Here is a 25,401-nt window from a genome sequence, read left to right on the forward strand (position 1 = left end):
CCGGCTCCCGGCTCCCGGCTCCCGGCTCCCGGCTCCCGGCTCCCGGCTCCCGGCTCCCGGCTCCCGGCTCCCGGCTCCCGGCTCCGCGCGGCCTCACCCCGCCGCGTCCCACGCCGTCACCGCTCCCAGCCGACACCCCACCCCAGCCAACCTCCGCCACGCCTCCGAACCTCCTCCGCCCCGCAATTCCCTTCTGTCCGCCCGCGCGCGAGGGGATCCCCCATTTCCAGCCTGCCCCACCCACCCGACATCCCACCCCCAAACCCCCTCCAAGATCCCGACTTATCCACATCACCCCCACCTATCCACAGAACCAATCCACTCCCTGGCCGCACACCCCCAACCCCGCCACGGTGGACACACACCCGCAACCACCGCACCACCCCAGGGGGACGCATGCCCGAGACCCGCCCGCTAGTCATGGTCAACGAGGACACCCTGCTCGACGAGGTCCTCCGCGTGGCCGCAGCCACGGGCCGCGACGTCGAGTGCGTCCCCGACCTCACCGCCGCCCGTCAGCGCTGGGCACGTGCCCCGCTGGTCGTGCTCGACGACGACGGCCTCGCCCAGTGCGCGAACGCGGGTATGCCCCGCCGCAACGGCATCTACGTCCTCTGCCGCACCGACCCGCCGCCGGAGATCTGGGCCCGCGCCCTGGCCGTCGGCGCCGAACAGGTGAGCTGCCTGGCCGAGGCCGAGCCCTGGCTCTCCGCCGCGCTGGCCAAGGCCGAGGAGGTCGAGGACGAACCAGACGGCCGGGTCATCGCGGTGCTCGGCGGCCGCGGCGGCGCGGGCGCGTCGGTGTTCGCCACCGCCCTGGCCCTCACCGCCGCCGACCGCGGTTCCCCGGCCATGCTGCTCGACTGCGACCCACTGGGCGGCGGGCTCGAACTCGTCCTCGGCGGTGAGAAACGCGAAGGCGTCCGCTGGTCCGGCATCACGGTGAACCGCGGCAACCTCGGCAGCGCCACTCTGCGCAACGCACTGCCCAGCTTCGGCCGCAACCAGCTCACCGTGCTCTCCTGCGACGACGACACCACCGAACTCGAACCCCAGGCGGTGGACCAGGTTCTCGACGCCGGGCGTCGCGGCGGCGGCACGGTCGTCTGCGACCTGCCCCGCCATTTCAACCAGCCATGCCGCACCGTGCTGGACGCCGCCGACCTGGCCGTGCTGGTCGTCCCGGCCGAGGTCCGCGCCTGCACCGCGGCGGCCCGCATCGCCGAGCGCACCAAGGAACGCGGCACGCCGCTGGCCATGGTCGTCCGCGGGCCCGCGCCCACGGGGTTGTCCGTCCGCGATGTCGAAGCCGCCGTCCGGCTCCCGGCCCTGGTCACCATGCGCCCCTTCAGCGGCCTGGAAGCCGCGCTGGACACCGGCGGCCTGCCCAACCGGCCACGCGGCCCGCTGGCCCGCGCCGCCCGCCGGGTGCTCGACCGGGCCGACGACGGCCGCGACTGACGTGGACAAGGGACTGATCGACCGTGTGCGCAACAGACTCGCCCAGCTCGGCAGCAGGCCCACCCCGGCCAACCTGGCCGAGGCCATCCGCGCCGAGACTGGCGCCCTGCTCACCGACGCGGACCTGCTGGACACCCTGCGCCTGCTCGATCGCGAACTCATCGGCGCCGGTCCGCTGGAACCGTTGCTGCGCATGGATGGCGTCACCGATGTCCTGGTGACCGGCCCCGGCCGGGTGTGGGTCGACCGCGGCCACGGCCTGACCCGCACCGCGGTCACCCTCCCCGACGAGGAGGCCGTGCGCCGCCTGGCCCAGCGCCTGGCCCTGGCCGCGGGCCGACGGCTCGACGACGCCCAGCCATTCGTCGACGGCTGGCTCCCCGGCGGCGTCCGCCTGCACGCCGTGCTGGCCCCGATCGCGGCGGGCGGAACGTGCATCTCACTGCGCGCCCTGAAGCCCGCCGCCCACGACCTCGCCACCCTGCGCTACCTCGGCACCTTCGCCGAGTCCACCGAGAACCTGTTGCGCCGCATGGTGAAAGCCCGGCTGAGCTTCCTGGTCGTCGGCGGCACCGGCTCCGGCAAGAGCACCCTGCTCAACGCCCTGCTCGGCTGCGTGGACCCCGCGGAACGAATTGTCACCGTCGAGGAAGCCGAAGAACTCCACCCCGCCCATCCGCACGTGGTCCGCCTGGTCGCCCGCCCACCGAACATCGAGGGCGCGGGCGAGATCACCCTGCGCGACCTGGTCCGCCAGGCCCTGCGCATGCGCCCGGACCGCCTGGTCCTGGGTGAGGCCCGAGGTGCTGAGATCGCCGACCTGCTCGCGGCCATGAACACCGGCCACGAAGGCTGCGCGGGCACCCTGCACGCCAATTCTCCGACCGAGGTCCCAGCCCGCCTGGAAGCCCTGGCGGCCCTCGGCGGCATGTCCCGCCCGGCGCTGCACAGCCAGCTCAGCGCGGCACTCCAGGTCGTCCTGCACCTGCGCCGGGACGACCACGGCAGCCGCGCCCTCGCCGCCATCGGCGTCCTGGACCGCACCGACGACTACATCCGCGTAGTGCCCGTCTGGCAACAAAACCACGGCTGGACCACCGCCAAAAGCCGCCTCACCACCCTGCTCCGCACCCGGGAACCCGCACCCACATGACCGCAGCCGCCGCCTTCGCACTAGCCCTGGCCCTGGTGCTCTGGCCACCCAAGACCGGCCAGCACCGCCTGTCCCAACTCCGCCCACCCCCGCCTCGCCAGCGCCGAACCCACCCCACCCGCGTCCTGCTGCTGATCCCACCCATCGGCGCCACCCTGCTCGCCGGCATCGGCGGCCTGCTCGCCGCAACCGCCCTGACCTGGACCCTGCACCGCCAGCGCACCCGTGCCAACGCCATCCGCACGGCCCGGCACACCGACATCGCCCGTGCCGACGCCCTCAACCTGCTGGTCACCCAGCTCCGCACCGGAACCCACCCGGCCCTGGCCGCCGAAGCCGTGGCCAAAGAGGCCGACCCCGCCATCGCCCCCACCGTGACCGCCCTGGCCACCGCCATCCGCCTCGGCAGCCACCCCGACAACACCGGCAACCGCCTGCTCCGCGCCTGGCACACCGCCCACAACCACGGCATCCCCCTCGCCGACCTGCTGGACGCCGAACGCCGAGACCTGGCCGAACGAACCCGCTTCGCCACTCAGGTCGAGGCCCGCCTGGCCGGCGCCCGGGCGACCGCCACCATCCTGGCCGCCTTGCCCGTGCTGCCAATCCTGTTGGGCGAAGCCATGAACGCCCACCCCCTGCGCATCCTCACCGCAACCCCAGCAGGCCAGTTCCTGCTCCCCCTGGGCGCCCTGCTCATCTGCCTCGGCCTCGAATGGAGCGCCCACCTAACCGCCAACACCACAAACCCCAAAACCCAAACAAACCGACAGATCCCCTCACTCCCACCCCGGACCCCACCATGCCCACCCAAGCCACAGCCGCCCTCCTCCTAGCCCTGGCCCTGCTGACCTACCCCACCCGCCCCAACCACCGCACCCGCCTGAACCTCCCACCCATCCCACACCCCAGTCGCACAATCCCAGTCCTGCCAACCCTGCTGGGAATCTCCATCGCCGCCGTCACCCTCCTCAACGGCCTGCACCCCGCCATCAGCCTGCCCCTGGCCGCAGCAGCCACTGCGCTAAGCCACACTCTGCGATCCCGCGCGCCCCAATCCCCACCCTCCGACCCACTGGCCCTGGCCACCGCCTGCGACCTCCTGGCCGCCTGCCTACGCGCCGGACTCCCCATTCCCCAAGCCCTACGCCTGTCCGCAGCCGAACTAACCGGCCCACCAGCCACCGCCCTGCACGACGTAGCCGCCCTCCTCACCCTGGGCGCCACCCCCACCGAAGCCTGGACCCCGGCCACCCAACTCCCAGCCCTGACCCGCCTGGCCCGCGCCGCCCGCCACACCGCCCGCTCCGGCGCCGCCCTGGCCGACACCGCAACCGACCTGGCCACCCAACTCCGCACCGAAACCGAACAGCAAGCCGAAGCCCGAGCCCAACGCGCCACAGTCCTCATCACCGCCCCACTGGGCCTGTGCTTCCTCCCAGCCTTCATCTGCCTCGGCGTGGTCCCCACCATCATCGGCCTGGCCAAAACCCTGTTCCCCCACTGAAACCCAGCCCCCACCCAGCCTCGGTGTCGGCACAAGCCCACCGCCCACCCAAACGCGCCACCTGCTCAACCCGCCGGATCGATCCGCCCGCCAGATCCACTGCCCATTGCCCGGAACTTGTTTCCCCCACAACCCATTCCCGCTCGCAGGCCCCTCGATTCGCCGATCACCTAACGCGACGCCCACCCAATGCGGCGCGTACTCAACGCGCCCAAACACAGACGCGCCCAGAAGATCCACTCACCCAACAGCTCCACCCGCACCCATCGCGCGAGCCGCGGCCACCCATGCTGCCGACACCACCATCACCTGGTGACCAGCCCACATCCACTTCCATCCGGCCCCATACCCCGCTCAGCGCCTACCCGCCCGCCGCCCCACCTTGCCCGCCCCACCTCGCCCGCACCGGCTCGCTCCAAACTTCCCCCGCCGGTGCCCACCCCTGCCCACCGGTACCCGCCCCCGCCCACACCGCGCGCGCGACTGGGGGTCCCCCCGAATTCCATTCTTCCAGGCAGCGCAGACATTTCCGCCGGTCAGTGGCCCAGTGATCGCGAGTTATCCACATAGACCCCAGCTATCCACAGATCCGCTGAGCTGGCTGGCGAAGTGTTCGAGGGCGAGGAAAGTGGGACCTGCCGCACCCGTGGCAACAATCTGTCCACAGTGGACAAAATCCGCCCGAAGGAGAGTCATGCGATCCGAGTTCTTGCTGCCACCCAATGCGTTCGCGCGGTTCCGGCACTCCGACGACGGGACCATCACGGTCGAGTACGCGATCGTGATCATGGTCTGCGCCGCGGTCGGCGGGGCGTTGCTCACCTTTGTCACGGGTGGGTGGCTCTCCGAATGGATCACTGACATGTTTCAGGATTCGTTGGAGGTGAAGAGGTGATGCGAAGACCGCTCGCCGGTGATCGTGGGTCGGTCACCGTTGAGGCGGCGATCGGCATCGCGTCCATCGCCGTGGTGCTCGCGCTTGCCTTTGCCGGATTCCGGTTGGCGGTGACTCAACTGCGGTGTGTGGACGCGGCGCGGGAGGCGGCTCGGCTGATCGCGCGTGGTGAACAGGATCGCGCCGCGGTGGTGGTGCGGGAGATGGTGCCTGGGCCGGTGCAGCTGTCCAGCCAGGTTGAGGCGGATGCGGTTCGGGTCGAGGTTGTTGCGCGGCCGCTCGGTGGAGCTTTTCCGTTGCGGGAGAGTGCTTTCGCGTTGCTGGAGCAGTCGGCGGAACCGATCGTGGGCGAGGTTCCGCAGGGGCGATTACCCGCCGCTGTCGGTGAGCTGGGGCGGGACGCTCCGGCGGTGGCGTCGCGGTCGCATCAGACCGAACCCGTTGGCGCGCACGGAACTGGGCGTCTCAGCGCACAGGGTCGCGCTCGTTGGCAGGTTGGCCCGCGCAGGCAAGCCCGCCTCCGGACTCGTCGCGCCAGTAGCCGGGTACGAGGCAGCGCCAGTGATGTGAACGCGGAGCGCCCGGTCGCCCCGGCCCCGGCGTGCGAACCTGCACGGGCGCTCGAACCCACACTGGCGCGCGAGCCGACGCTGGTGCCGACACCTGCCCATTCGCCTGTGCGCGCCCTCGCGCTCGCACGCGTGCCCGCGCGAGGGCGCGTGCCTGTCCGCTCGTGCGGGTGCGCCCGCGCACACACGCGGGCATGCCTGCTCACCCGCACGCTGAGAAGCACGCGGAGAACTCCGCCCAACACGGCTTCCGAACCCGCCACCACCTGGGCGCTCAACTCCACCACCACGCCCAACTCCACCGCCGAGCCCAACTCCACTGCCGAGTCCAAACCAAACGCCAGCCGGCCGGCGGCGACCAGCGACCCGCGCCCAAGACCCACCCTCGGCGACGACCGTGGATTCGCGACCGGGCTCGCGACGCTGATGATCGTGGGACTGCTCGCCGCGACGGTGATCGTCGCCCATCTCGGCGCGGTGGTGGCCGCTGGACGGCGGGCGGCGGCGGCCGCTGATCTGGCGGCGCTGGCTGCCGCTGGGCGGCTGGTGGCGGCGGGGCAGGGGTGTGCGGCGGCGGGGCGGGTGGCGGGGGAGATGGGTGGGCGGTTGGCGGAGTGTCTGGTGGAGGGATGGGTGGTGACGGTGCGGGTGCGGGTGGGGCTGCCGGGGGTGTTGGCGGTGTTCGGCGCGACGAGCGCGCGGGCGCGGGCCGGTCCGGCAGAACTGTGAACGGCGCCGGGTGCGATGAGCGGTCATCGAGCGGCGGTGAGCGGGCAAATGGCGTCATTACACGGGTTTGTGGGTTGCGGTCAACGGTGAAACCTGTGTTCCGCCCTGCTTGTGGCCTGCGTTACTCGCCGTGCCGTTCCGACCGGTGGTCGACTTACCGGTTACCTCCGTTGGGGGCGGTGCCGTTTCTTGTAGGAGAAGGATTTGGTTGCGGTAGGAGGCGACATGGACTGGTCGGATAGTTGGCGCGGGGCATTCCGGATCGAGTTGCGGGCGGAGGCCATCGGTCTCGCGTTCCGCGGCTGGCCGGTGCTGCCCGGCACCTATCCGGCGGGCTCGCAGTGGGCGGGCCGGGACGGTGTGCAGGCCGAAGGCCCGGTGCCGGTGCATCGTGACTGGCAGGAGCGGATCGGCACCCAGGCCGAGCAGGTGGCCTCCTGGTGGACCGGGCGTCCCTACTCGCTGCTGCTGGCCACCGGCGTTGTGCTGGACGCCATCGAGGTTGACGCCGAACTGGGCCGCCGGGTTGCCACGGCGCTGCGGGTCGCCGGCGGACCGGTGCCGATCGCGGCGACGCCGACCGGCAAGTGGCTGTTCCTGACCACCGCGGGCGAGCCGCTGCGGGACGCCCTGGCCGAGCGGTCCGACATCGCGCTGCTCGGCAAGGGCAGCTGGATCCCGCTGCCGCCTTCGCCGTTCCAGCACGGCGTGGTGCACTGGCGGGTCAAGCCGCAGATCTGCAACTGGAACCTGCCCGAGTCGCACGTGGTGCAGGACGCCATCACCGAAGCCCTTCGGGACGACATGCTTGCCGGGGTCGTCGAGCTGGTCAGCTCGGAACGATCCCACTGATTGGGGTGGCCGGAGCGGGGACGTCGTGGGGCAGCACTCCCAGTACGGCGTCCAGCACGGCCACCGCGCCCGCCTTGTCCAGCGGTTCGTTACCGTTGCCGCACTTCGGCGACTGGACACAGGATGGGCAACCAGCCGGGCACTCGCAGGCGGCGATCGCCTCCCGCGTAGCGGCCAACCAAGGGACCACCGCGGCATAGCCGCGATCGGCGAAACCGGCTCCGCCGGGATGCCCATCGTGCACGAACACCGTCGCCTCCCCGGTGTCAGCGTGCTGAGCGGTGGACACACCGCCGATGTCCCAACGGTCACAGGTCGCGAACAGCGGTAGCAGGCCGATCGCAGCGTGCTCGGCTGCATGCAGCGCACCGGGGATGCGCGCCGGATCGAGACCGGCGCCCCCCGGTGCGCTGCTCCGTAGCAGCTCGGCGGAGATCGTGTACCAGACCGCCCTGGTGGGCAGGGACTGCGCGGGCAGGTCCAGGGGCACCCGGTCGATCACCTCGCCGGAGGGGCGGCGGCGCAGGTAGCCGACGACCTGGGCGGTGACCTCCACCTCGCCGAGACAGACGGTCACGCCCGCCGCGCCCGCCGCGCCGGGCGAGCTTGCCACTGCTGGGAAACGGCGTTCGGCCAACGTGCTGAGCACGCTGATCTCGACTGTGGTGCTGGCCATCGTGGACCAGTCCGGTGTCTCCGCGTGCACCAGCGCCAGGTGGTTGTCCAGGTCCAGCTCGTCCACCACGTAGGACTGGCCCTGGTGCAGGTACAGCGCGCCGGGGTGGACCACCGCGCAGGCCGAGTCCGGGTCGACGGTGCCGAGCAGGCGGCCGGAGTCGGCCTCCACTACCGAGATCTTGTCGCCGCCGCTGCCGCGGATGTCCACTCCGCTGTGCGGTGGGCGCACATCCGACCAGTACCACCCGGCCGGGCGGCGGCGTAGGTGTCCCTCGGCGACGAGCTGGTCGATCACCTGGCGGGCCGCCTCGCCGCCGAAGGCGGGCAGGCAGTCCTCGGTGAGCGGTTGTTCGGCCGCGGCGCAGGCCAGTTGCGGGGCCAGCACATACGGGTTGGCCGGGTCCAGCACGGTGGCCTCGACCGGGCGGGACAGCATGGCCTCGGGGTGGTGCACCAGGTAGGTGTCCAGGGGGTCGTCGTTGGCGACGAAGACGACCAGCGCGCCCTGACCGTCACGGCCCGCTCGGCCGGCCTGTTGCCAGAAGGAAGCCAGGGTGCCGGGATAGCCCGCGATCAGGACCGCGTCCAGGCCGGCGATGTCCACGCCGAGTTCCAGGGCGTTGGTGGTGGCCACCGCGAGCAGGTCGCCGGTGCTCAGCGCGGTTTCCAGGGCCCGGCGTTCCTCGGGGAGGTAGCCGCCGCGGTAGGCGGCGACCCGGGCGGCGGAGTCCAGGTCCACATCGGCCAGGTGGCGGCGGGCGGCCATCGCGGTCAGCTCGGCGCCGCGGCGGGAGCGGACGAAGGCCAGCGTGCGGGCGCCGGCCAGCACCAGGTCAGCCATGATGCGGGCCGCTTCGGCGCCTGCCGAGCGGCGGACCGGGGCGCCGTTCTCCCCGGCCAGGGCATCCAGCAGCGGCGGCTCCCACAGCGCGATGGTGCGCGGGCCCGCGGGGGAGGCGTCCTCGGTGACGCCGGTGCAGGGCAGGCCGGTGAGCCGGGTGGCCGAGGCGGCCGGGTCGGCGACCGTGGCCGAGGCCAGCACGAAGGTCGGGTTCGCGCCGTAGCGGGCCGCGATCCGGCGCAATCTGCGCAGTAACAGGGCCACGTGCGAGCCGAACAGGCCGCGATAGCTGTGGCACTCGTCGATCACCACATAACTCAGCCTGCGGAAGAACGCGCCCCAGCGCTGGTGCCCCGGCAGGATGCCGCGATGGATCATGTCCGGGTTGGTGAAGATCCACCTGGCGTGCGCGCGGACCCAGTCCCGCTCGACCAGCGGGGTGTCGCCGTCGAAGGCCGCCGGGCGCACCCCTGGCAGGTCCAGTTCCTTCACCGCACGTAACTGATCCGCGCCCAGCGCCTTGGTCGGGGACAGGTACAACGCGGTCGCCTTGGGGTCGGCGAGCAGTCGGGACAGCACCGGCAACTGGTAGGCGAGGGACTTGCCGGAGGCGGTGCCGGTGGCGATCACCACGTGCCCGCCCGACCACGCCAGCTCGGCCGCCGCCGCCTGGTGCGCCCACGGCCGCGGCACCCCGGAGTCGGTCAACTTCTCGATCAAGGGCGGGGCCGCCCAGGCGGGCCAGTCCGTATGCGCGGCAACGCGTTCGGGCAGTTCGGCCACATGGGTCAACGGCGAGGACTCCAACGGGATGCCGGCGACCACCCGGTCCAGCAGTCCGCCGCCCCGGCCGGGCCGCCGCTCCGCCCGCTCCGCCCGCTCCGCTCGTGCGCCCACCACGGCAGCCTGACACAGCACACCGTCGGTTCGCGCCAATGCCCGAACGGACCAAGATCCACAGCTCAGACCACTTGAACGGTCTAGCGCACCTGTCCCGAAGTCACTCTAGGTATTTGACAAGGGACGCCCCGCAAGGCCCTGTGACCTTGCCAATAGACTCCGCCTCCGTCGCGCTGCCTCGATGGTGGCGCGCGTGACTCACCACGCGTCAGAGCGGACGCAAGAGCCCGGCTCCTGGCGCACGGACCACGGAGAAGCAGGAGGACGGATGTCCCCCCAAAGCCTCGCCCAGGGCAACTGGGCGGCCGAGGAACTGGTGCTCACCGGGGGTGACCGCGGAATTGTCGCGGTCGTCGCGGTAGTCGCCCTCGCCGCCCTGGTCATTGGGTACATCCTGCTCCGCGAGGTGCTGGCCGCAGGCCAGGGCACCGCGAAGATGCAGGAGATCGCCACCGCGGTGCAGGAAGGAGCATCGGCCTACCTGAACCGGCAGTTCCGGACACTCGGCATTTTCGTCGTCGTGGTGTTCCTGCTGCTGTTCGCACTGCCCGCGGCTGACTGGATGGAACGGCTCGGCCGTTCCCTGTTCTTCATCGTCGGCGCGGTGTTCTCCGCGGCGATCGGTTATCTCGGCATGTGGCTCTCGACCCGCGCGAACGTGCGGGTCGCGGCGGCGGCCAACGAGACCGGTGGCCGCGAGAAGGCCACCCGGATCGCCTTCCGCACCGGTGGCGTGGTCGGCATGATGACCGTCGGCCTCGGCCTGTTCGGCGCCGCGCTGGTCGTGCTGGTCTACGCGGGGCAGGCCCCGAAGGTGTTGGAGGGCTTCGGGTTCGGCGCCGCGCTGCTCGCGATGTTCATGCGAGTCGGCGGCGGCATCTTCACCAAGGCCGCTGACGTCGGCGCCGACCTGGTCGGCAAGGTGGAGCAGAACATCCCCGAGGACGACCCGCGCAACGCCGCGACCATCGCGGACAACGTGGGCGACAACGTCGGTGACTGCGCCGGTATGGCCGCCGACCTGTTCGAGTCCTACGCGGTGACCCTGGTCGCCGCGCTGATCCTGGGCACCGCGGCCTTCGGCACGCAGGGCCTGATGTTCCCGCTGATCGTGCCTGCCATCGGTGTGCTCACCGCGGTGCTCGGCGTCTACATCACCAAGGCAAGGGCCGGGGAGAGCGGCCTGACCGCGATCAACCGCTCCTTCTACATCTCCGCGATCATCTCCGCGGTGCTGTGCACGATCGCGGCCTTCGCCTTCCTGCCCAACACCTTCACCGGCCTGACCAGCGTCAGCCCGGAGATCGCGGCCACCGAGGGCAACCCGGCCATGGTCGCGGCCATCGCGGTGATCATCGGTATCGTGCTGGCGGGCATCATCCTGTGGCTGACCGGCTACTTCACCGGCACCGACTACCGCCCGGTCAAGGACGTCGGCAAGACCTCGCTCACCGGCGCGGCCACCGTCGTGCTGGCCGGTATCTCGGTCGGTTTCGAGTCCGCGGTCTACACCGCCATCGTCATCGGCGGCGCGGTCTACGGCGCGTTCCTGCTCTCCGGCTCCATCACGGTCGCGCTGTTCGCGATCGCGCTGGCCGGTTGCGGTCTGCTGACCACCGTCGGCGTCATCGTCGCGATGGACACCTTCGGCCCGGTCTCGGACAACGCCCAGGGCATCGCCGAGATGTCCGGGGACGTGCACGGCGAGGGCGCGCAGATCCTCACCGAGCTGGACGCGGTGGGCAACACCACCAAGGCGATCACCAAGGGCATCGCGATCGCGACCGCGGTACTGGCCGCGACCGCGTTGTTCGGCTCCTACACCGACGCGATCAAACAGTCGCTGCTCGGCGCGGGCCAGGCCTTCGCCGATGCCGACTTCGCCGTCTACGGCCCCGGCATCCTGGTCGGCCTGATCATCGGCGCGGCCGTGGTGTTCATGTTCTCCGGCCTGGCCGTCAACGCGGTCACCAGGGCCGCGGGCGCGATCGTGTTCGAGGTGCGCCGCCAGTTCCGGGAGAACCCCGGGATCATGGACGGCACCACCAAGCCGGAATACGGCCGGGTCGTGGACATCTGCACCAAGGACTCGCTGCGTGAGCTGGCCACCCCCGGCCTGCTCGCGGTGCTGGCCCCGATCGCGGTCGGCTTCGGCCTCGGCGTCGGTCCGCTGGCCGGCTACCTGGCGGGCGCCATCGCCTCCGGCACGCTGATGGCGGTGTTCCTGGCCAACTCTGGTGGCGCCTGGGACAACGCGAAGAAGCTGGTCGAGGACGGCCACCACGGTGGCAAGGGCTCCGACGCGCACGCGGCGACGATCATCGGCGACACCGTCGGCGACCCGTTCAAGGACACCGCGGGCCCGGCGATCAACCCGTTGATCAAGGTGATGAACCTGGTCGCGGTGCTCATCGCGCCCGCGATCGTCACCCTGTCCGTCGGCGCGGACGCCTCCCCGGCGATCCGGGCGGGCATCGCGATCTTCGCGGTGCTGGTCATCGTCGCCGCGGTGATCGTGTCCAAGCGGCGCGGCACCGCCATCGCCGAGGACAGCCCGTCCGAGGGCGAGAAGGTCGCCAACGGCGCTGCCTGATGGCAGCCAGCTAGATAGCTAGACAGATGCGGCCCGTCCCCGGCTCCGGGGGCGGGCTGCACCTCGTTCTCACGGGGCGTCGCCTAGCGTCGGCGAGCGCCCCCAGCGAAGAGGAGAGCTTCATGGCCCGCCGTACCCCCGCCGGCGTCCTGGCCGCGGCCGCCGGTCTCACCCTGGTCCTGGCCGCCTGTGGCTCCGGCGGCGACACGCCTGCCCCCCAGGGTGCCGACACGCCGTCCAGTGGCTCCAGCGCCACCTCAGCCCCGGAAACCAGCGCCAGCGGCAGCGTGGACCGCGGTCCCGGCGGGCAGCCGCCCGCGCCCAGTGGCGGCCAGCCGGCCCCCGGCGGGACCAACGCCGACCCGGTGCGCTGGAACGACGCGGTCTGCAAGGGCCTCGGCGGCTCCATGCGGGCCATGCTCACCGCGCTCAAGGCCAACTCCCCCGACCACAAGCCGGAGGACCGCAAGGCCGCCACCGTCGCCTACCTCGGCGCCACCGAAGGCGCCCTCGGCACCGCCAGGACCGAGCTGACCGGCCTGGGCCGCCCGGCCGCACTGCGCCAGGACACCCACAACGAGCTGATCGGCTACCTCGGCGCCGCGGTCGAGACGATCAAGCGCAAGCAGCCCGAGGTGGCCGGACTGGACGTCAAGGACCCCCGGTTCGAGGAGAAGCTGCAGCCCTTCGCCGCCGAGGAACTCGACCCGGCCCGGCTGCTGGCCAAGTTCGAGGAGGTCCGCACCGCGCCCGGCATGGAGGAGGCATACCGCAAGGCCCCCGAGTGCCAGCGGATGGTCAAGGACACCGAGGGCGCCTTCGGCGGCTGACCCGGTCACTGGGACGATCGCGCGATCATGGATCGTTTCGAGACGGAGAGCCTGGCCTTCCTGCCAGGTCAGCGAGTCCGGGCCATCGTGCGGGCCCACTTCGCCTGGGGAGTGGGCGCGGAGATCGTCGGCCACGAGCAGGTCGGCGCGTCGGTGGACATGATCGAGCAGTTCGGCAAGGCAGCCCAGGGCGATGCGCTGTTCCCGCCGGTCGGCGCCGAGATCGACGCGGTCGTCGACAGCGTCCGGCGCTGGACCGAACCCGCGTGGGTCCGGCTCAGCCTCCGGCCCGCCGACCTGGAGACCTTCCGCAGGCCGTGCGACTTCTGCGGGCAGGACACCGTGCTCAGCGCCGGTGGTGACGGCCTGGTCCTGGACGTGCGCAGCCACGACGGTCCGGGCAGCCACACGGTCCTCGCACACCGGACCTGCCTGGCGGATCGGCTGCACCCGGACAGCGAAGGCGAGCGGGCCAGAGCGTTGACCGTCGGGCGGAAATCGGGCTGACACACCCCAGAAATTCATTCCATCGGGTGGATTTGGCCGTCGCCTGAGTCGAACATGTGTTCTACGCTGCACCCGTGGGACAACTGTCCTTCTACTCCGCGGAGGCCAGGCAACCGAGGGTTGCCGACCTGGCCGGGCTGTTGTGCGGCCCTGGTCAGGCGGTCGGCTTCGGCCGGGGCACCGCGGCCAAGGTCTCGGTCGAACTGGCCGAGCCGTGGCGGGCGCACGCGGTCGCGCTGGCCTGTGCCGAACGCGGGGTGCAGGCCGAGGTCAGCCCCACCGAGGACGGGCGCAGGCTGCTGCGCACCGCCTTCCGCTGCGATCTCGCGCCACTGGCCACCGCCTGGCTGCGCGGCACCGAGAAGGCCGTCCCGGACGACCTGGAACTGGACGGACCGGCCCTGCGGATCTGGGCGCTGACCGCGGGCGCGCTGGAGACCAGCGGTTATCTGCTCGGCCTCGACCCGCTCGCGCCGGAGACCCACCCGCTGCTGGCCGCCGCGCTGCTCCGGCTGGGCCTGGCCGGGCACCTGCTCGGACCCAAGGCAGGCGGGCCCGCACTGCGTTTCACCGGGCGACGGCGGCTGGCCCGCCTCGCCGAACTCGTCGGCCCCACCCCGGTGGCGGCCGCGCAGAGCTTCTGGCCGGCCGCCTGAATTGCCGGTCAGCGCGAAGCCGAAGGGGCCGTTCCGGGCACTCCCACCGTGCGGAACGGCCCCTTCGGGCACAGTTTCGTGCTCAGACCCGCGGCTTGGGCAGCGTGCAGCCCGCCTTGTTCGGATCCACGTTGTTGCCGGTGCTCATGCAGGCGTTGACCTGGAAGGTCTGCTGCCCGTAGTTGATGCCGCGGCGCACCGTCACGTTCCCGGCCTGGTCCACCTCGCATGGGTTGTTCTGGGTGCACCGGCCACCGTCCTCATTGCCGGTGTTGTTCACCCCGACCACGGTGCCGTCGGCGGCGTCGATGATCGGCGAGCCCGAGGTGCCGCCGATGGTGTTGCAGCTGGAGGTGTAGCGAAGCGAGTCCTTCCAGGTCCAGTTCGCCTCCTTGAGCTGGTGCACGAAGGCGTCGACCTTGCAGGAGTAGATCCGCTTCCAGTAGCCCGAGACCACCCGGATGTCCGCGCCCTGCTTCGGGTGCGCGGCGTTGAGGGGCAGCGCCTTGGTCCGGTACCGGCTCTCGATGTCGGCGTAGCTCTCCCGCAGCTGATACAGCGCCAGGTCGGTGTCGGTCATGGTCGCGTAGGCCAGCTTGGTCGCGGTCAGCGTGCCCAGGTTCTGCGCCGAGGGGTTCAGCAGGGTGAAGGTGCGCGAGCTGGCCTGGTTCACGATCACCTCGCCCGCGGCCATGAACTTCACGCAGTGACCGTTGGTGAGCACCAGCGCCTTGTCCGTGCTCGCCGCGCCGGAGGGCCGGACCACCGAGCCGGAACAATTGTTCAGCGCGACGATCGCGGTGTAGTCCACCGCGTTCGGCGCGGCCGTCGCCGGGGCAGCCGCGAGCGTGCCCGTGATCGTCATCGCGGCCGCAGCAGCCGCCATAAAACCGACAAAACGCCTGGTCATCCGGGATCTCCTTCGAGCAGGGCGAAGAGGACTGGGGTGCTTCAGCACATCCTGTCGGCCGAATGGCCGCCACCCCCGGAAGTCGGCGGCGAAACACTGGAAGTCAACGGTCTTACCGGCTGTTGAAAGAGGTGCCCCAGGGGGCCTGTGACCACATCGGCGTGGGTGACCGCGCACAGCGGCTGTCATGATGGGTCATTGCACGGGGGTCATCACGGCAAGCTGGGGGGCCCGGCCGGGTGGACGGGCAGATCGGTCAGACAAGGAAGCAGGCGCGCGTGGCACGGACGAAGAGCAGCGAAAACGGGGCGGGCGGTGGCTCAGCTAACCGACGACTGGTGATCGTCGAGTCGCCCGCGAAAGCCCGTAAGATCGCCTCGTACCTCGGGCGCAACTTCGTCGTGGAGTCCTCCAAGGGACACATCCGCGACCTGCCCAAGAACGCCGCGGACGTGCCGGAGAAGTACAAGAGCGAGTCCTGGGCCCGGCTGGGCGTGGACGTGGACAACGACTTCGAACCGCTCTACGTCGTCTCGGTGGACAAGAAGACCACCGTCAACGAACTGAAGCAGGCGCTCAAGGGCGTAGACGAGCTCTACCTGGCTACAGACGGTGACCGCGAGGGCGAGGCCATCGCCTGGCACCTGCTGGAGACGCTCAAGCCCAAGGTCCCGGTGCGCCGGATGGTCTTCCACGAGATCACCGAGTCCGCCATCCGGGCCGCCGCGGCCAGCCCGCGCGACCTGGACCAGGACCTGGTCGACGCGCAGGAGACCCGCCGCATCCTGGACCGGCTCTACGGCTACGAGGTCAGCCCCGTGCTGTGGAAGAAGGTCATGCCGAAGCTCTCGGCCGGCCGGGTCCAGTCGGTGGCCACCCGGATCGTGGTCGAACGCGAACGCGAGCGGATGCGCTTCCGCTCCGCCGGGTACTGGGACATCGCCGCGGTGCTCGACGCGGGCGCCCAGGCCGACCCGCGCACCTTCGCCGCCCGGCTGCACACCGTGGACGGCGCCCGCCTGGCCACCGGCCGCGACTTCGGCCCGGACGGCAGGCTCAAGCAGTCCTCCGACGTGCGGGTGCTGGTCGAGACCGAGGCCCGCGCACTGGCCGCGGCACTGGCAGGCGCGCCCTACGCGGTCACCTCGGTGGAGGAGAAGCCCTACACCCGCAAGCCCTACGCGCCGTTCATGACCTCGACCCTGCAGCAGGAGGCCGGCCGCAAGCTGCGCTTCTCCGCCGAGCGCACCATGCGCGTGGCGCAGCGGTTGTACGAGAACGGCTACATCACCTACATGCGTACCGACTCGACCACGCTGTCGGAGACCGCGCTCACCGCGGCACGCAGGCAGGCCACCCACCTCTACGGCGCGGAATACGTCAGCAAGACCCCGCGCCAGTACACCCGCAAGGTCAAGAACGCCCAGGAGGCGCACGAGGCGATCCGGCCCGCCGGTGAGTCCTTCCGCACCCCCGGCGAGGTGGCCAACGAACTCGAATCCGACGAGTTCCGCCTCTACGAGCTGATCTGGCAGCGCACCATCGCCTCCCAGATGGCCGACGCCCGCGGCACCACCCTGAGCGTGCGCATCACCGGCACCGCCACCAGCGGCGAGGAGTGCGTCTTCGCCGCCTCCGGCCGCACCATCACCTTCGCCGGGTTCCTCAAGGCCTACGTGGAAGCGGTGGACTCCGAGGCCGGTGGCGAGAGCGACGACGCCGAGCGCAGGCTGCCCAACCTGGCCAAGGGACAGGCGATCCTGGCCAACGAGCTGTCCCCGGACGGCCACACCACCAGCCCGCCGCCGCGCTACAGCGAGGCCAGCCTGATCAAGGCGATGGAGGAGCTGGGCATCGGCCGCCCGTCCACCTACTCGCCGACCATCAGCACCATCCAGAACCGCGGCTACGTGTGGAAGAAGGGCTCCGCGCTGGTGCCCTCCTGGGTCGCCTTCGCAGTGGTCGGCCTGCTGGAACAGCACTTCGGCCGGCTCGTCGACTACGACTTCACCGCCGCGCTGGAAGACGAACTCGACGGCATCGCCGGCGGCCGCCAGGAGCGCACCGCCTGGCTGGCCGGGTTCTACTTCGGCGGCGAGATCGGCCCCGAGGGCTCGATCGGCCGGGCAGGCGGGCTGAAGAAGCTGGTCGGCTCCAGCGTCGAGCACATCGACGCCCGCGAGGTGAACTCCATCCCGCTGTTCTCCGACGAGGCCGGGCGCACCGTGGTGGTCCGGGTCGGCCGCTACGGCCCCTACCTGGAGCGGCCGGAACTCGACGAGGACGGCAACGCCACCGGTGAGTCGCAGCGGGCCAACCTGCCCGACGAACTGCCGCCGGACGAGCTGTCCGCCGAGATCGCCGAGACCCTGTTCTCCACCCCGATGGAGGGCCGCACCCTCGGCACCGACCCGGTCTCCGGGCACGACATCGTGGCCAAGGACGGCCGCTACGGCGCCTACGTCACCGAGGTCCTGCCCGAGGGCAGCAAGAACAAGCCGCGCACCGGCTCGCTGTTCAAGGACATGGAGCTGGCCTCGATCACCCTGGAGGACGCGCTGCGGCTGCTGTCCCTGCCCAGGGTGGTCGGCGTGGACCCGGCCTCCAACGAGGAGATCACCGCGCAGAACGGGCGCTACGGGCCGTACCTGAAGAAGGGCACCGACTCCCGCTCCCTGGTCACCGAGGAACAGCTGTTCACGGTGACCCTGGAGGAGGCGCTGGCGATCTACGCCGAGCCGAAGAAGCGTGGCCGCCAGGCCGCCGCCTCGGCCCCGCCGCTGAAGGAACTGGGCAACGACCCGGTCTCCGGCAAGCCGATGGTGGTCAAGGACGGCCGGTTCGGCCCGTACGTCACTGACGGGGAGTACAACGCCTCGCTGCGCAAGAGCGACAGCGTGGAGACGCTCACCGACGAGCGCGCGGCCGAACTGCTGGCCGAGAAGCGCGCCAAGGGCCCGGCGCCGAAGAAGAAGGCCGCGCCGAAGAAGGCCGCGGCCAAGAAGACCACCGCGGCCAAGACCACCAAGGCCGCAGGCACGAAGACCACGGCCGCGAAGAGCACCACCACCAAGACGGCGGCCGCCAAGACCGCGGCCAAGCCGGCCGCGAGCAAGTCCAAGGCGGCCAGCAAGTCCTGATTCACCCGGCTACCTCCCGGAACCGGCGTTAACCTGGTTCCGGGAGGTGGCTTCCGTGGCCAAGGACGCGCTCTCCGGCGGGGACGGCACCCAGTCGCCGTCACCCCCGGCCCCGATGCCCGACGCGCTGCTCCCACCCCGCAACCCGGCGGGCGAGGAATCCCAGCGCCGGATCGACACCCCGGCCGCCACCGGCGACCCGGCCCAGCTGCGCGCCGCCATCGAGGCCGCGCTCAGCGCCGAAGCCGACCAGCCGCTGCCCGGCTACGCCCAGGCCACCCCGTTCCACCAGCAGGTCGAACCCCTGCCCCGGCGCCGGTTCGTGCCCAAGGCCCGCATCCCACGACCCCGCCTGCCCGAACTGCGCCGCGCCCTGCCCGCCGGTGGGATCAGCGGGGCCACCCTCGGCTTCCTGGCGCTGATCATCCTCACCGTGGTGCTCGTGCTCGCCTTCCTCTCCAGCTTCATCAGCTGGTTCTCCGGCCTGCTCGGCTAGCGCCCGGCTACCCTGGGGCCCGTTCGGGGACGTGCACGTCAGCGCGAGCGAGGTGAGCAGGATCCGGCAGGAACCCGCCGAGTCGTCGGCCTCGACCGTGCACCGGGTGCGCAGCGTGCTGGCCATCGGCCCGTTCCGCAGGCTCTGGGCGGTCAACTCGCTGTGCAGCGTCGGCGACTGGCTCGCCCTGCTGGCCACCACCGCGCTGGCCACCAACCTCACCACCGGCTACCAGGCGCAGAGCTTCGCCTTCGGCGGCGTGGTCGCGATCAAGTTGCTGCCCGCGCTGCTGCTGGCCCCGCTGGCCGGGGCACTGGCCGACAAGTTCGACCGGCGCAGACTGATGGTCGTCTGCGATGTGCTGCGCTGCCTGGTGCTGCTGAGCATCCCCCTGGTCGGCTCGCTGTGGTGGCTGTTCGTGGCCACCTTCCTGCTGGAGCTGTGCACCCTGTTCTGGGTGCCGGCCAAGGACGCCTCCATCCCCAACCTGCTGCGCAGACCGGCCCAGGTCGAAACGGCCAACCAGCTGTCCATGGTGATGACCTACGGGGTGTCCGTGGTGACCGCCTCCGGGCTGTTCACCGCGCTCACCGTGCTCGGCCCGACCCTGTTCCTGCCGCTGACCCCGACCCAGATCGTCTACTTCGCGCTGGTGCTCAACGGGCTGATCTACCTGACCAGCTCGATCACCGTGGCCACCCGCATCCCGGAGATCTCCGGCCGGGCCGGGGCCAAGGCCGAACAGGTGCGCGGCGCCAGCCTGTTCGCGCTGATCCGGGACGGGCTGCGGTTCGTCGGCACCACCCCGCTGATCCGCGGCCTGGTGATCGGCATCGCCGGCGCGTTCACCGCAGGCGGCGCGGTGATCGCCTGCGCCAAGCTGTACGCGGTCAGCCTCAAGGGCGGCGACGCCAGCTACGGCCTGCTGTTCGTCTCGATCTTCCTCGGCCTGGGCAGCGGCATGATCATCGCGCCCAAGCTGTCCCAGCGCATCCCGCACAACCGGCTCTTCGGCGCGGCCATCGTCGGCGCCGGCGCGGTGCTGCTGCTGGTCGCGGTGGCCCCGCACCTGTGGCTGGCGCTGCTCGCCGTGATCGGCGTCGGCGGCTCAGCGGGCGTGGCCTTCCTGACCGGCATGACCATCATCGGCGCCAGGGTCGAGGACGAGATCCGCGGCCGCACCGTGGCCTTCATGCAGTCCCTGGTCCGGCTGGTGCTGATGGGCTCGATGGCCCTGGTGCCGGTGCTGGTCGGCCTGCTGCCACCGCGGACCTGGAACATCTTCGGCGCCGAGCTGACCGTGGACGGCACCCGGCCGATCCTCTTCGGCGCCGGGATCATCGCCGCCGTGCTCGGCGTGATCGCCTACCGGCAGATGGACGACCGGCGCAGCGGCCCGATCCTGTCCGACCTGATGTCCGCGCTGCGCCGCCCGCGCCGCAGCAGCGGCCTGCTGATCGCGGTGGAGGGCGACACGGTCGCGGACACCTCCGCCCAGTCCCAGCGACTGGCCGACTGGCTGCGCGCGGAAGGTCAGGCGGTGGTGCTGGCCGCCGACCCCGCCTGCGAGGAACGCAAACTGCTCGCCGAGGCCGGCCTGCACAGCCCGCGGGCCCAGGTGCTGATGTCCGCCGCGGTCCGCGCCGACCTGGTCGAACAGATCGTCAAACCCGCCCTCGAAGCCGGTTCGGTGGTGGTCATGGAACGCTCGGTGCACGGCGGACTCGCCGAACTGGGCGCGGGCGCCGGGATGGACGCGGCCGAACTGGAGGGCCTCGCCGAGTTCTCCACCGGCAGGCTGGCCGCCGACGTCACCGTGCTGCTGGACAAGGACCCGGCCACCCCCTCGGCCAACCTGGCCGAACAGCCCTGGCGGATGCACCGGCTGCTCACCGAGATGGCCGCCGCCGAACCCGACCGCTACGTGGTGGTGGAGGCAGGGGGCGGGGTCGAGGAGGTCGCCGAACGGGTGCGCGAGGCGGTCCGCCCGGTGCTCGCCGCGCGGCAGACCGCCACGCCGGAACCAGGATTGTCAGCCGCCGAGGCAGGATAGAACCCGTGACGCTCACCGAAGAGGCCATCCAGCAGGCGCCCACCAGCGGCGTGTGGGGCGGCGTGGTCGGTCAGCCAGGGGCGGTGCGCACCCTGTCCACCGCCGCGCGGGCAGCAGCCGACCTGGTCGAAGGCCGTCCGATCACCCCCGGCGCGATGACCCACGCCTGGTTGTTCACCGGCCCGCCCGGCTCTGGCCGCTCGGTGGCCGCGCGGGCCTTCGCCGCCGCGCTGCAGTGCGTCCAGCCCGATGCCGACGGGGTGCGCGGCTGCGGGGAATGCCGCCCCTGCCACACCGCGCTGGGCGGCACCAACGCCGACGTGCGCCTGGTCGTGCCGGAGGGCCTGTCCATCGCGGTCGCCGAGATGCGTGCGCTGGTGCAGATCGCCGCCCGCCGCCCCACCGGCGGCCGCTGGCAGGTGGTGATCATCGAGGACGCCGACCGGCTCACCGAGGGCGCGGCCAACGCGCTGCTCAAGGCGGTCGAGGAACCCCCGGCGCGGACCGTGTTCCTGCTCTGCGCGCCCTCGGATCACCCCGAGGACGTCTCGGTCACCATCCGCTCCCGCTGCCGGGTGCTCGCCCTGGGCACGCCGACCGTGGCCGCCATCGAGGACGTGCTGCGCCGCCGCGACGGCATCCCCGCCGACCTGGCCGCCTGGGCCGCCTCGGTCTGCGGCGGGCACGTCGGCCGGGCCCGCCGGCTGGCCACCGACCCGGAAGCCCGCGCCCGCCGCGAGGCCGTGCTGCGCATCCCCACCGGCCTTCGCCGCCCCAACGACGTGTTCACCAGCGCGGACGAGCTGGTCAAGACGGCCGAGGCGGAGGCGGCCGCGGTCAGCGAGGCCAAGGACGGGGTCGAACGCGACGCGCTGGAGACCGCGCTCGGCGGTGGCGGCACCGGCAAGGGCGTGGCCGCCGCGGCCCGCGGCGCCAAATCCGCGATCAAGGACCTGGAGAAGCGGCAGAAGTCCCGCGCCACCCGCACCCAGCGGGACGCCCTGGACCTGGCCCTGGTCGACCTGGCCGGGTTCTACCGGGACGTGCTCACCGCCCGGCTGGGCGCGGACGTGCCGCTCAACCACCCCGACTGCGTCGCCGACATCCGCACCGCGGCCGCCGCCTGGACCCCGGAAGCGACTCTGAAGCGGCTGGAAGCGGTGCTGGCCTGCCGGGACGCCCTGGGCATGAACGTCAAGCCCAGGATCGCCATCGAGGCCATGGTCACCACCCTGCATCACGGCTGAAGCACGCGCTGGTTCGCCTCCGCCCAGGCCAGCAGGGTGTCCGCGACCTGCTCCCAGCCCGGCTCGGCCGCGGTCAAGTGCCCGCGCTCCGGGTAGGCGAGGAACTCGGTGGTGTTCGGGTTGCGCTGCTGCAGCCGGTAGTTGGCCTTGGCGAAGCCCGCGGTGACCACGTGGTCCTTGCCGCCGGCCACGATCAACAGCGGGGCCCGGTCCGGATTACGGAAGTCGACCTTGGTCACCGCGCGCGGGTTCAGGTTGGCCAGCGCGGCCTGGAAGAACGGCCGGCCGGGGCCGGGGATCGCCTCCCGCAGCCAGGCGGCCCTGGACTGCTCGGCGGTGAGCACGTTGCCGAAGGAGTAGCGGAACTGCTTCTCGTTCAGCGGGACCGAGCGGCGCAGGTTGGCCGGGTTCTTCAGCACCGGCCAGGCGGTGCGCAGGGTGGCCGGTGGCAGGCGCAGCACGCCCTTGGGCGCCCCGGCGTGGATGGCGACCCCGGCCGCGCCGAGTCCGCGGTCCAGCAGCAACTGCACCACCAGGCCGCCGAAAGAGTGGCCCATCAGGATCGGCGGCGTGTCCAGCTCCTCGATGATCTTGGCGTAGTGGTCGACGATCTCGGTGATGCCCAGGCCGTTGAGCGCGCTGGGGTCGGCGTTGGTCGCCTCGGGAGTGCTGACGCCGGGCCAGCCGGGGGTCAGCACCCGGTAGCCCTGCTCGGTGAACCGCTGCACCCAGCCGTCCCAGCTCTTCGGGGTCATCCACAGCCCGTGGATCAGGACAACGGTGTCGGCCTTGACGCTCATCTCGACTCTCCCTCAGCTTCGGAAAGAACGTTCGTTCTCTCTACTGGGGAGAAAGTTACCGGACGTGCCGGGATCGACACAAGGGCGGGAAGAACGACCGTTCTGTGGCCTGCGCTACAGTGCCGTGGACCAGCCGAACGCGGTGGAGACCTCCCGCGCCGCCCGGACCACCCGCGGGCCGTGCCCGGTCAGCTCGGCCAGCCGGTGTTCCAGCACCAGCGCGGACACGCTCACCCCGCCGATCACCGCCCCGGTGTGATCACGCACCGCGGCGGCCACGCAGCGCACCCCCGGCTCGTTCTCCTCGTCATCCACCGCGAACCCGGCCGAACGCGCCCCGGTCAGCCGCTCCCGCAGGACGGCCGGGGTGCTCGCGGTGCGCGGTGTGCGGGCCTCCAGCCGCAGCTTGCCGAGCAGCGCGGACAGTTCGATCTCGGGCAGCGCGGCCAGCACCGCCTTGCCGATCGCGCTGGAGTGCAGCGGCAGGCCCATGCCGATCCGGGAGGCCATCCGGTACGGCTTGTCCGCCTCGACCTTGTCCACGTAGACCAGTTCCGCGCCGAAGAGCATGGCGAAGTGCACCGCACAGCCGGTGCCCGCCTGCAGGCCGGTCAGCGCGGGCCGGGCCCGGCGGGCCGGGTCCAGGCGTTGCAGCACCCGCCCGGCCAGCGCCAGCACCTTGGGCCCGGCCAGGTAGTTGCCGTGCGCGTCCGGCAGTGCGAAACCCTGTTCGGCCAAGGTCTGCAGCACCCGGTGCACGGTGGACTTGGGCAGGCCGGTGGCGCGGGCCAGATCGGTGACCCGGCTGTGCTCGGCGAGTGCGTCCAGCACTGCCAGGGCTTTCTCCACCGCCCCGCCGGGGCCTTCGGTCACCTGCCCATCCAACCGCCGTCGACCACCAGCACGTGCCCGTTGACGTAGTCGGAGGCAGGCGAGGCGAGGAACACCGCCGCGCCGGCCAGGTCCGCCGGGTCGCCCCAGCGGCCGGCCGGGATGCGGGCCCGGATGGCCGGTTCGCGCACCGGGTCCGCGCGCAGCGCCGCGGTGTTGCTGGTGCTGATGTAGCCCGGCGCGATCGCGTTGACCTGCACGCCGCGCCCGGCCCACTCGTTGGCCAGCGCCGAGGTCAGCCCGGCCACCGCGTGCTTGCTCGCGGTGTAGGCGGGCACCAGGATGCCGCCCTGGAAGCTGAGCAGCGAGGCGATGTTGATGATCTTGCCGGAGCCGCGCGCGGTCATCTGCCGCCCGGCGAGCTGGCAGAGCGCGAACACCGAGTCCAGGTTGACGCTGAGCACCCGCCGCCAGTCGTCCAGCGGCACCTCGGTTGCGGCCTGCCGGTGGATGGTGCCCGCGTTGTTGACCAGGATGTCGATCTCCTGATCATCAAGCAGGGCAACGACTTCGCGCTGCACACGGTCCACATCGGACAGATCGACGATCAGGCTGCGCGCGGTGACGCCATGCCCGCGGATCTCCGCCTCGACCTCGGCCAGGTCGCCGCCGCGGCCCAGCAGCACCAGGTCCGCGCCCGCGCCGGCCAGGCCGGTGGCGATGGCCCGGCCGATCCCGGTGCGCGCGCCGGTCACCAGCGCGGTGCGCCCGCGCAGCGAGAACATCCGCTGAACTGCCCCGTTCACCCTGTTCTCCTTCAGCGCAGTTCGGTGAGCGCGACCGGGTCCATGTCGTCATAGGCCTGGTTCTCCCCGCCCATGGCCCAGACGAAGGAGTAGGCGTGCGTGCCCGCGCCGGAGTGCACGGACCAGCTCGGCGAGATCACCGCCTGCTCGTTGGACACCACCAGGTTCCTGGTCGCCGTCGGCTCACCGAGCAGGTGGATCACTCGCTGGTCGGCGGGCAGGTCGAAGTAGAGATAGCACTCGGTGCGCCGGTCGTGCGTGTGCGGCGGCATCGTGTTCCACACGCTGCCCTGCGCCAGGGTGGTGATACCGAGTACCAACTGGCATGACTTGATTCCATTCACATGGATGAACTTTCTGATCGATCGGACGTTTGCGGTCCGCTGCTCGCCCAATTCCAGAATGTCCACATCCGTGAACCTCGCCAATTCCGTCGGATGGCTGGTATGGGCGGGCGTGGAGAAGAGGTAGAAATGCGGGGAGTCCGTCTCGTCCGATTCGAACACGACGTCGACCGCGCCGCGGCCGACGTAGAGGCAGTCCCGATGGGTCAACCGATACGCCGTGCCGTCGACGGTCACCGTGCCGCCGCCGTGCACCGCTACCACCGCCAACTCGCGTCGTGCCAGGAAGTTCTCGGCGCGCAGCGGGTCGGCCGACGGCAGCCGGAGCGGCCGGCCGGGCAGTGGGACGGCGCCGCCGAGCACGGTCCGGTCCTCATGCGAGTACACCGTGTGCACCTGTCCCGGTTCGAAAAGATCCGCTACCAGGTAGTGCGCGCGGAGCTGCTCGGTGTCGAAACCGGCGATCTGCGCGGGATTTGTCGCATGCCTAACCTGCATGAATTGCCTCCGGCGGGAGCGTATGCGCTGGATGGCCCTTTACGTTTCGGACCGGGCGGTGTCACGATGTGCCCGCGCCCTATGGAACACCGTTCTGCGGAACGG

At 71.4% G+C, this 25,401-nt stretch carries 21 protein-coding genes; 15 read left to right on the forward strand and 6 right to left on the reverse strand.

Going from position 1 to position 25,401, the window contains the following annotated elements; translation table 11 throughout:
* The first annotated feature begins 396 nt into the window (after positions 1 to 396).
* The 7 genes from ssd to MZC64_RS07405 all read left to right on the forward strand — a co-directional run bounded on the left by ssd (position 397) and on the right by MZC64_RS07405 (position 7,166).
* Positions 397 to 1,461: a septum site-determining protein Ssd gene (ssd, locus tag MZC64_RS07375; protein WP_247761131.1), complete on the forward strand. Its 1,065-nt coding sequence runs from the start codon at positions 397 to 399 to the stop codon at positions 1,459 to 1,461.
* A gap of 1 nt (position 1,462) precedes the next feature.
* Positions 1,463 to 2,614: a TadA family conjugal transfer-associated ATPase gene (locus MZC64_RS07380; RefSeq protein WP_247761132.1), complete on the forward strand. Its 1,152-nt coding sequence runs from the start codon at positions 1,463 to 1,465 to the stop codon at positions 2,612 to 2,614.
* On the forward strand, positions 2,611 to 3,450 hold the full coding sequence (locus tag MZC64_RS07385) for a type II secretion system F family protein (protein ID WP_247761677.1): 840 nt from the start codon (positions 2,611 to 2,613) through the stop codon (positions 3,448 to 3,450). Before MZC64_RS07380 ends, MZC64_RS07385 begins: the two co-directional genes overlap by 4 nt.
* Positions 3,417 to 4,121: a type II secretion system F family protein gene (locus tag MZC64_RS07390; protein ID WP_282104975.1), complete on the forward strand. Its 705-nt coding sequence runs from the start codon at positions 3,417 to 3,419 to the stop codon at positions 4,119 to 4,121. Before MZC64_RS07385 ends, MZC64_RS07390 begins: the two co-directional genes overlap by 34 nt.
* Before the next feature lie 694 nt (positions 4,122 to 4,815).
* Entirely contained in the window at positions 4,816 to 5,016 is a 201-nt protein-coding gene (locus MZC64_RS07395; RefSeq protein ID WP_247761133.1) for a DUF4244 domain-containing protein, read from the forward strand.
* Entirely contained in the window at positions 5,016 to 6,314 is a 1,299-nt protein-coding gene (locus MZC64_RS07400; RefSeq protein WP_247761134.1) for an Rv3654c family TadE-like protein, read from the forward strand. Before MZC64_RS07395 ends, MZC64_RS07400 begins: the two co-directional genes overlap by 1 nt.
* A gap of 225 nt (positions 6,315 to 6,539) precedes the next feature.
* Positions 6,540 to 7,166, forward strand: coding sequence for a bifunctional DNA primase/polymerase (locus MZC64_RS07405; protein ID WP_247761135.1), 627 nt, complete (start codon positions 6,540 to 6,542; stop codon positions 7,164 to 7,166).
* Here MZC64_RS07405 and MZC64_RS07410 read toward each other — a convergent pair.
* Positions 7,144 to 9,582 (reverse strand): DEAD/DEAH box helicase, encoded by a 2,439-nt coding sequence (locus MZC64_RS07410; protein WP_247761136.1) that lies wholly within the window; start codon positions 9,580 to 9,582, stop codon positions 7,144 to 7,146. The two genes, MZC64_RS07405 and MZC64_RS07410, sit on opposite strands and share 23 nt — an antisense overlap.
* 271 nt (positions 9,583 to 9,853) lie before the next feature.
* Between MZC64_RS07410 and MZC64_RS07415 the strand changes: the two genes are divergently transcribed.
* The 4 genes from MZC64_RS07415 (at position 9,854) to MZC64_RS07430 (ending at position 14,171) form a co-directional block, all read left to right on the forward strand.
* Complete coding sequence (locus MZC64_RS07415) at positions 9,854 to 12,178, forward strand: sodium-translocating pyrophosphatase (RefSeq protein ID WP_247761137.1); 2,325 nt, start codon at positions 9,854 to 9,856, stop codon at positions 12,176 to 12,178.
* 122 nt (positions 12,179 to 12,300) lie between these two features.
* Entirely contained in the window at positions 12,301 to 13,008 is a 708-nt protein-coding gene (locus MZC64_RS07420; RefSeq protein ID WP_247761138.1) for a hypothetical protein, read from the forward strand.
* Between the two features lie 27 nt (positions 13,009 to 13,035).
* Positions 13,036 to 13,515, forward strand: coding sequence for a hypothetical protein (locus MZC64_RS07425; RefSeq protein ID WP_247761139.1), 480 nt, complete (start codon positions 13,036 to 13,038; stop codon positions 13,513 to 13,515).
* Between the two features lie 74 nt (positions 13,516 to 13,589).
* Positions 13,590 to 14,171 (forward strand): hypothetical protein, encoded by a 582-nt coding sequence (locus tag MZC64_RS07430; RefSeq protein WP_247761141.1) that lies wholly within the window; start codon positions 13,590 to 13,592, stop codon positions 14,169 to 14,171.
* Between the two features lie 82 nt (positions 14,172 to 14,253).
* Here MZC64_RS07430 and MZC64_RS07435 read toward each other — a convergent pair whose 3' ends face one another.
* Complete coding sequence (locus MZC64_RS07435) at positions 14,254 to 15,081, reverse strand: serine protease (RefSeq protein WP_247761142.1); 828 nt, start codon at positions 15,079 to 15,081, stop codon at positions 14,254 to 14,256.
* 335 nt (positions 15,082 to 15,416) lie between these two features.
* On the opposite strand from MZC64_RS07435, the gene topA reads away from it, so the two are divergent.
* The 4 genes from topA to MZC64_RS07455 are packed head-to-tail and all read left to right on the forward strand — an operon-like array spanning position 15,417 to position 22,017.
* The gene (gene topA, locus MZC64_RS07440; RefSeq protein WP_282105049.1) at positions 15,417 to 18,221 is read left to right on the forward strand and encodes a type I DNA topoisomerase; all 2,805 of its coding nucleotides are present in this window, start codon (positions 15,417 to 15,419) and stop codon (positions 18,219 to 18,221) included.
* Positions 18,222 to 18,276: 55 nt separating this feature from the next.
* Positions 18,277 to 18,717, forward strand: a complete 441-nt coding sequence (locus MZC64_RS07445) for a hypothetical protein (RefSeq protein ID WP_247761146.1) — start codon at positions 18,277 to 18,279, stop codon at positions 18,715 to 18,717.
* A 52-nt stretch (positions 18,718 to 18,769) separates the two neighbouring features.
* The gene (locus MZC64_RS07450; protein WP_247761148.1) at positions 18,770 to 20,770 is read left to right on the forward strand and encodes a dTMP kinase; all 2,001 of its coding nucleotides are present in this window, start codon (positions 18,770 to 18,772) and stop codon (positions 20,768 to 20,770) included.
* 5 nt (positions 20,771 to 20,775) lie between these two features.
* Entirely contained in the window at positions 20,776 to 22,017 is a 1,242-nt protein-coding gene (locus tag MZC64_RS07455) for a DNA polymerase III subunit delta' (RefSeq protein ID WP_247761150.1), read from the forward strand.
* Here MZC64_RS07455 and MZC64_RS07460 read toward each other — a convergent pair.
* The 4 genes from MZC64_RS07460 to kduI form a co-directional block, all read right to left on the reverse strand.
* The gene (locus MZC64_RS07460) at positions 22,008 to 22,817 is read right to left on the reverse strand and encodes an alpha/beta hydrolase (protein ID WP_247761152.1); all 810 of its coding nucleotides are present in this window, start codon (positions 22,815 to 22,817) and stop codon (positions 22,008 to 22,010) included. The two genes, MZC64_RS07455 and MZC64_RS07460, sit on opposite strands and share 10 nt — an antisense overlap.
* Positions 22,818 to 22,931: 114 nt before the next feature.
* Positions 22,932 to 23,690 carry an IclR family transcriptional regulator gene (locus MZC64_RS07465; protein WP_247761153.1) on the reverse strand — a complete coding sequence of 253 codons (759 nt, stop codon included), beginning with the start codon at positions 23,688 to 23,690 and terminating at the stop codon, positions 22,932 to 22,934.
* Complete coding sequence (locus tag MZC64_RS07470) at positions 23,687 to 24,454, reverse strand: SDR family oxidoreductase (RefSeq protein ID WP_308300972.1); 768 nt, start codon at positions 24,452 to 24,454, stop codon at positions 23,687 to 23,689. The genes MZC64_RS07465 and MZC64_RS07470 overlap by 4 nt, the downstream gene beginning before the upstream one ends.
* Before the next feature lie 11 nt (positions 24,455 to 24,465).
* The gene (kduI, locus tag MZC64_RS07475; RefSeq protein ID WP_247761154.1) at positions 24,466 to 25,296 is read right to left on the reverse strand and encodes a 5-dehydro-4-deoxy-D-glucuronate isomerase; all 831 of its coding nucleotides are present in this window, start codon (positions 25,294 to 25,296) and stop codon (positions 24,466 to 24,468) included.
* Between the last annotated feature and the right edge of the window lie 105 nt (positions 25,297 to 25,401).

It is taken from the genome of Crossiella sp. S99.2 (assembly GCF_023094165.1).
In the GTDB taxonomy this organism is placed as follows: Bacteria; Actinomycetota; Actinomycetes; order Mycobacteriales; family Pseudonocardiaceae; genus Crossiella.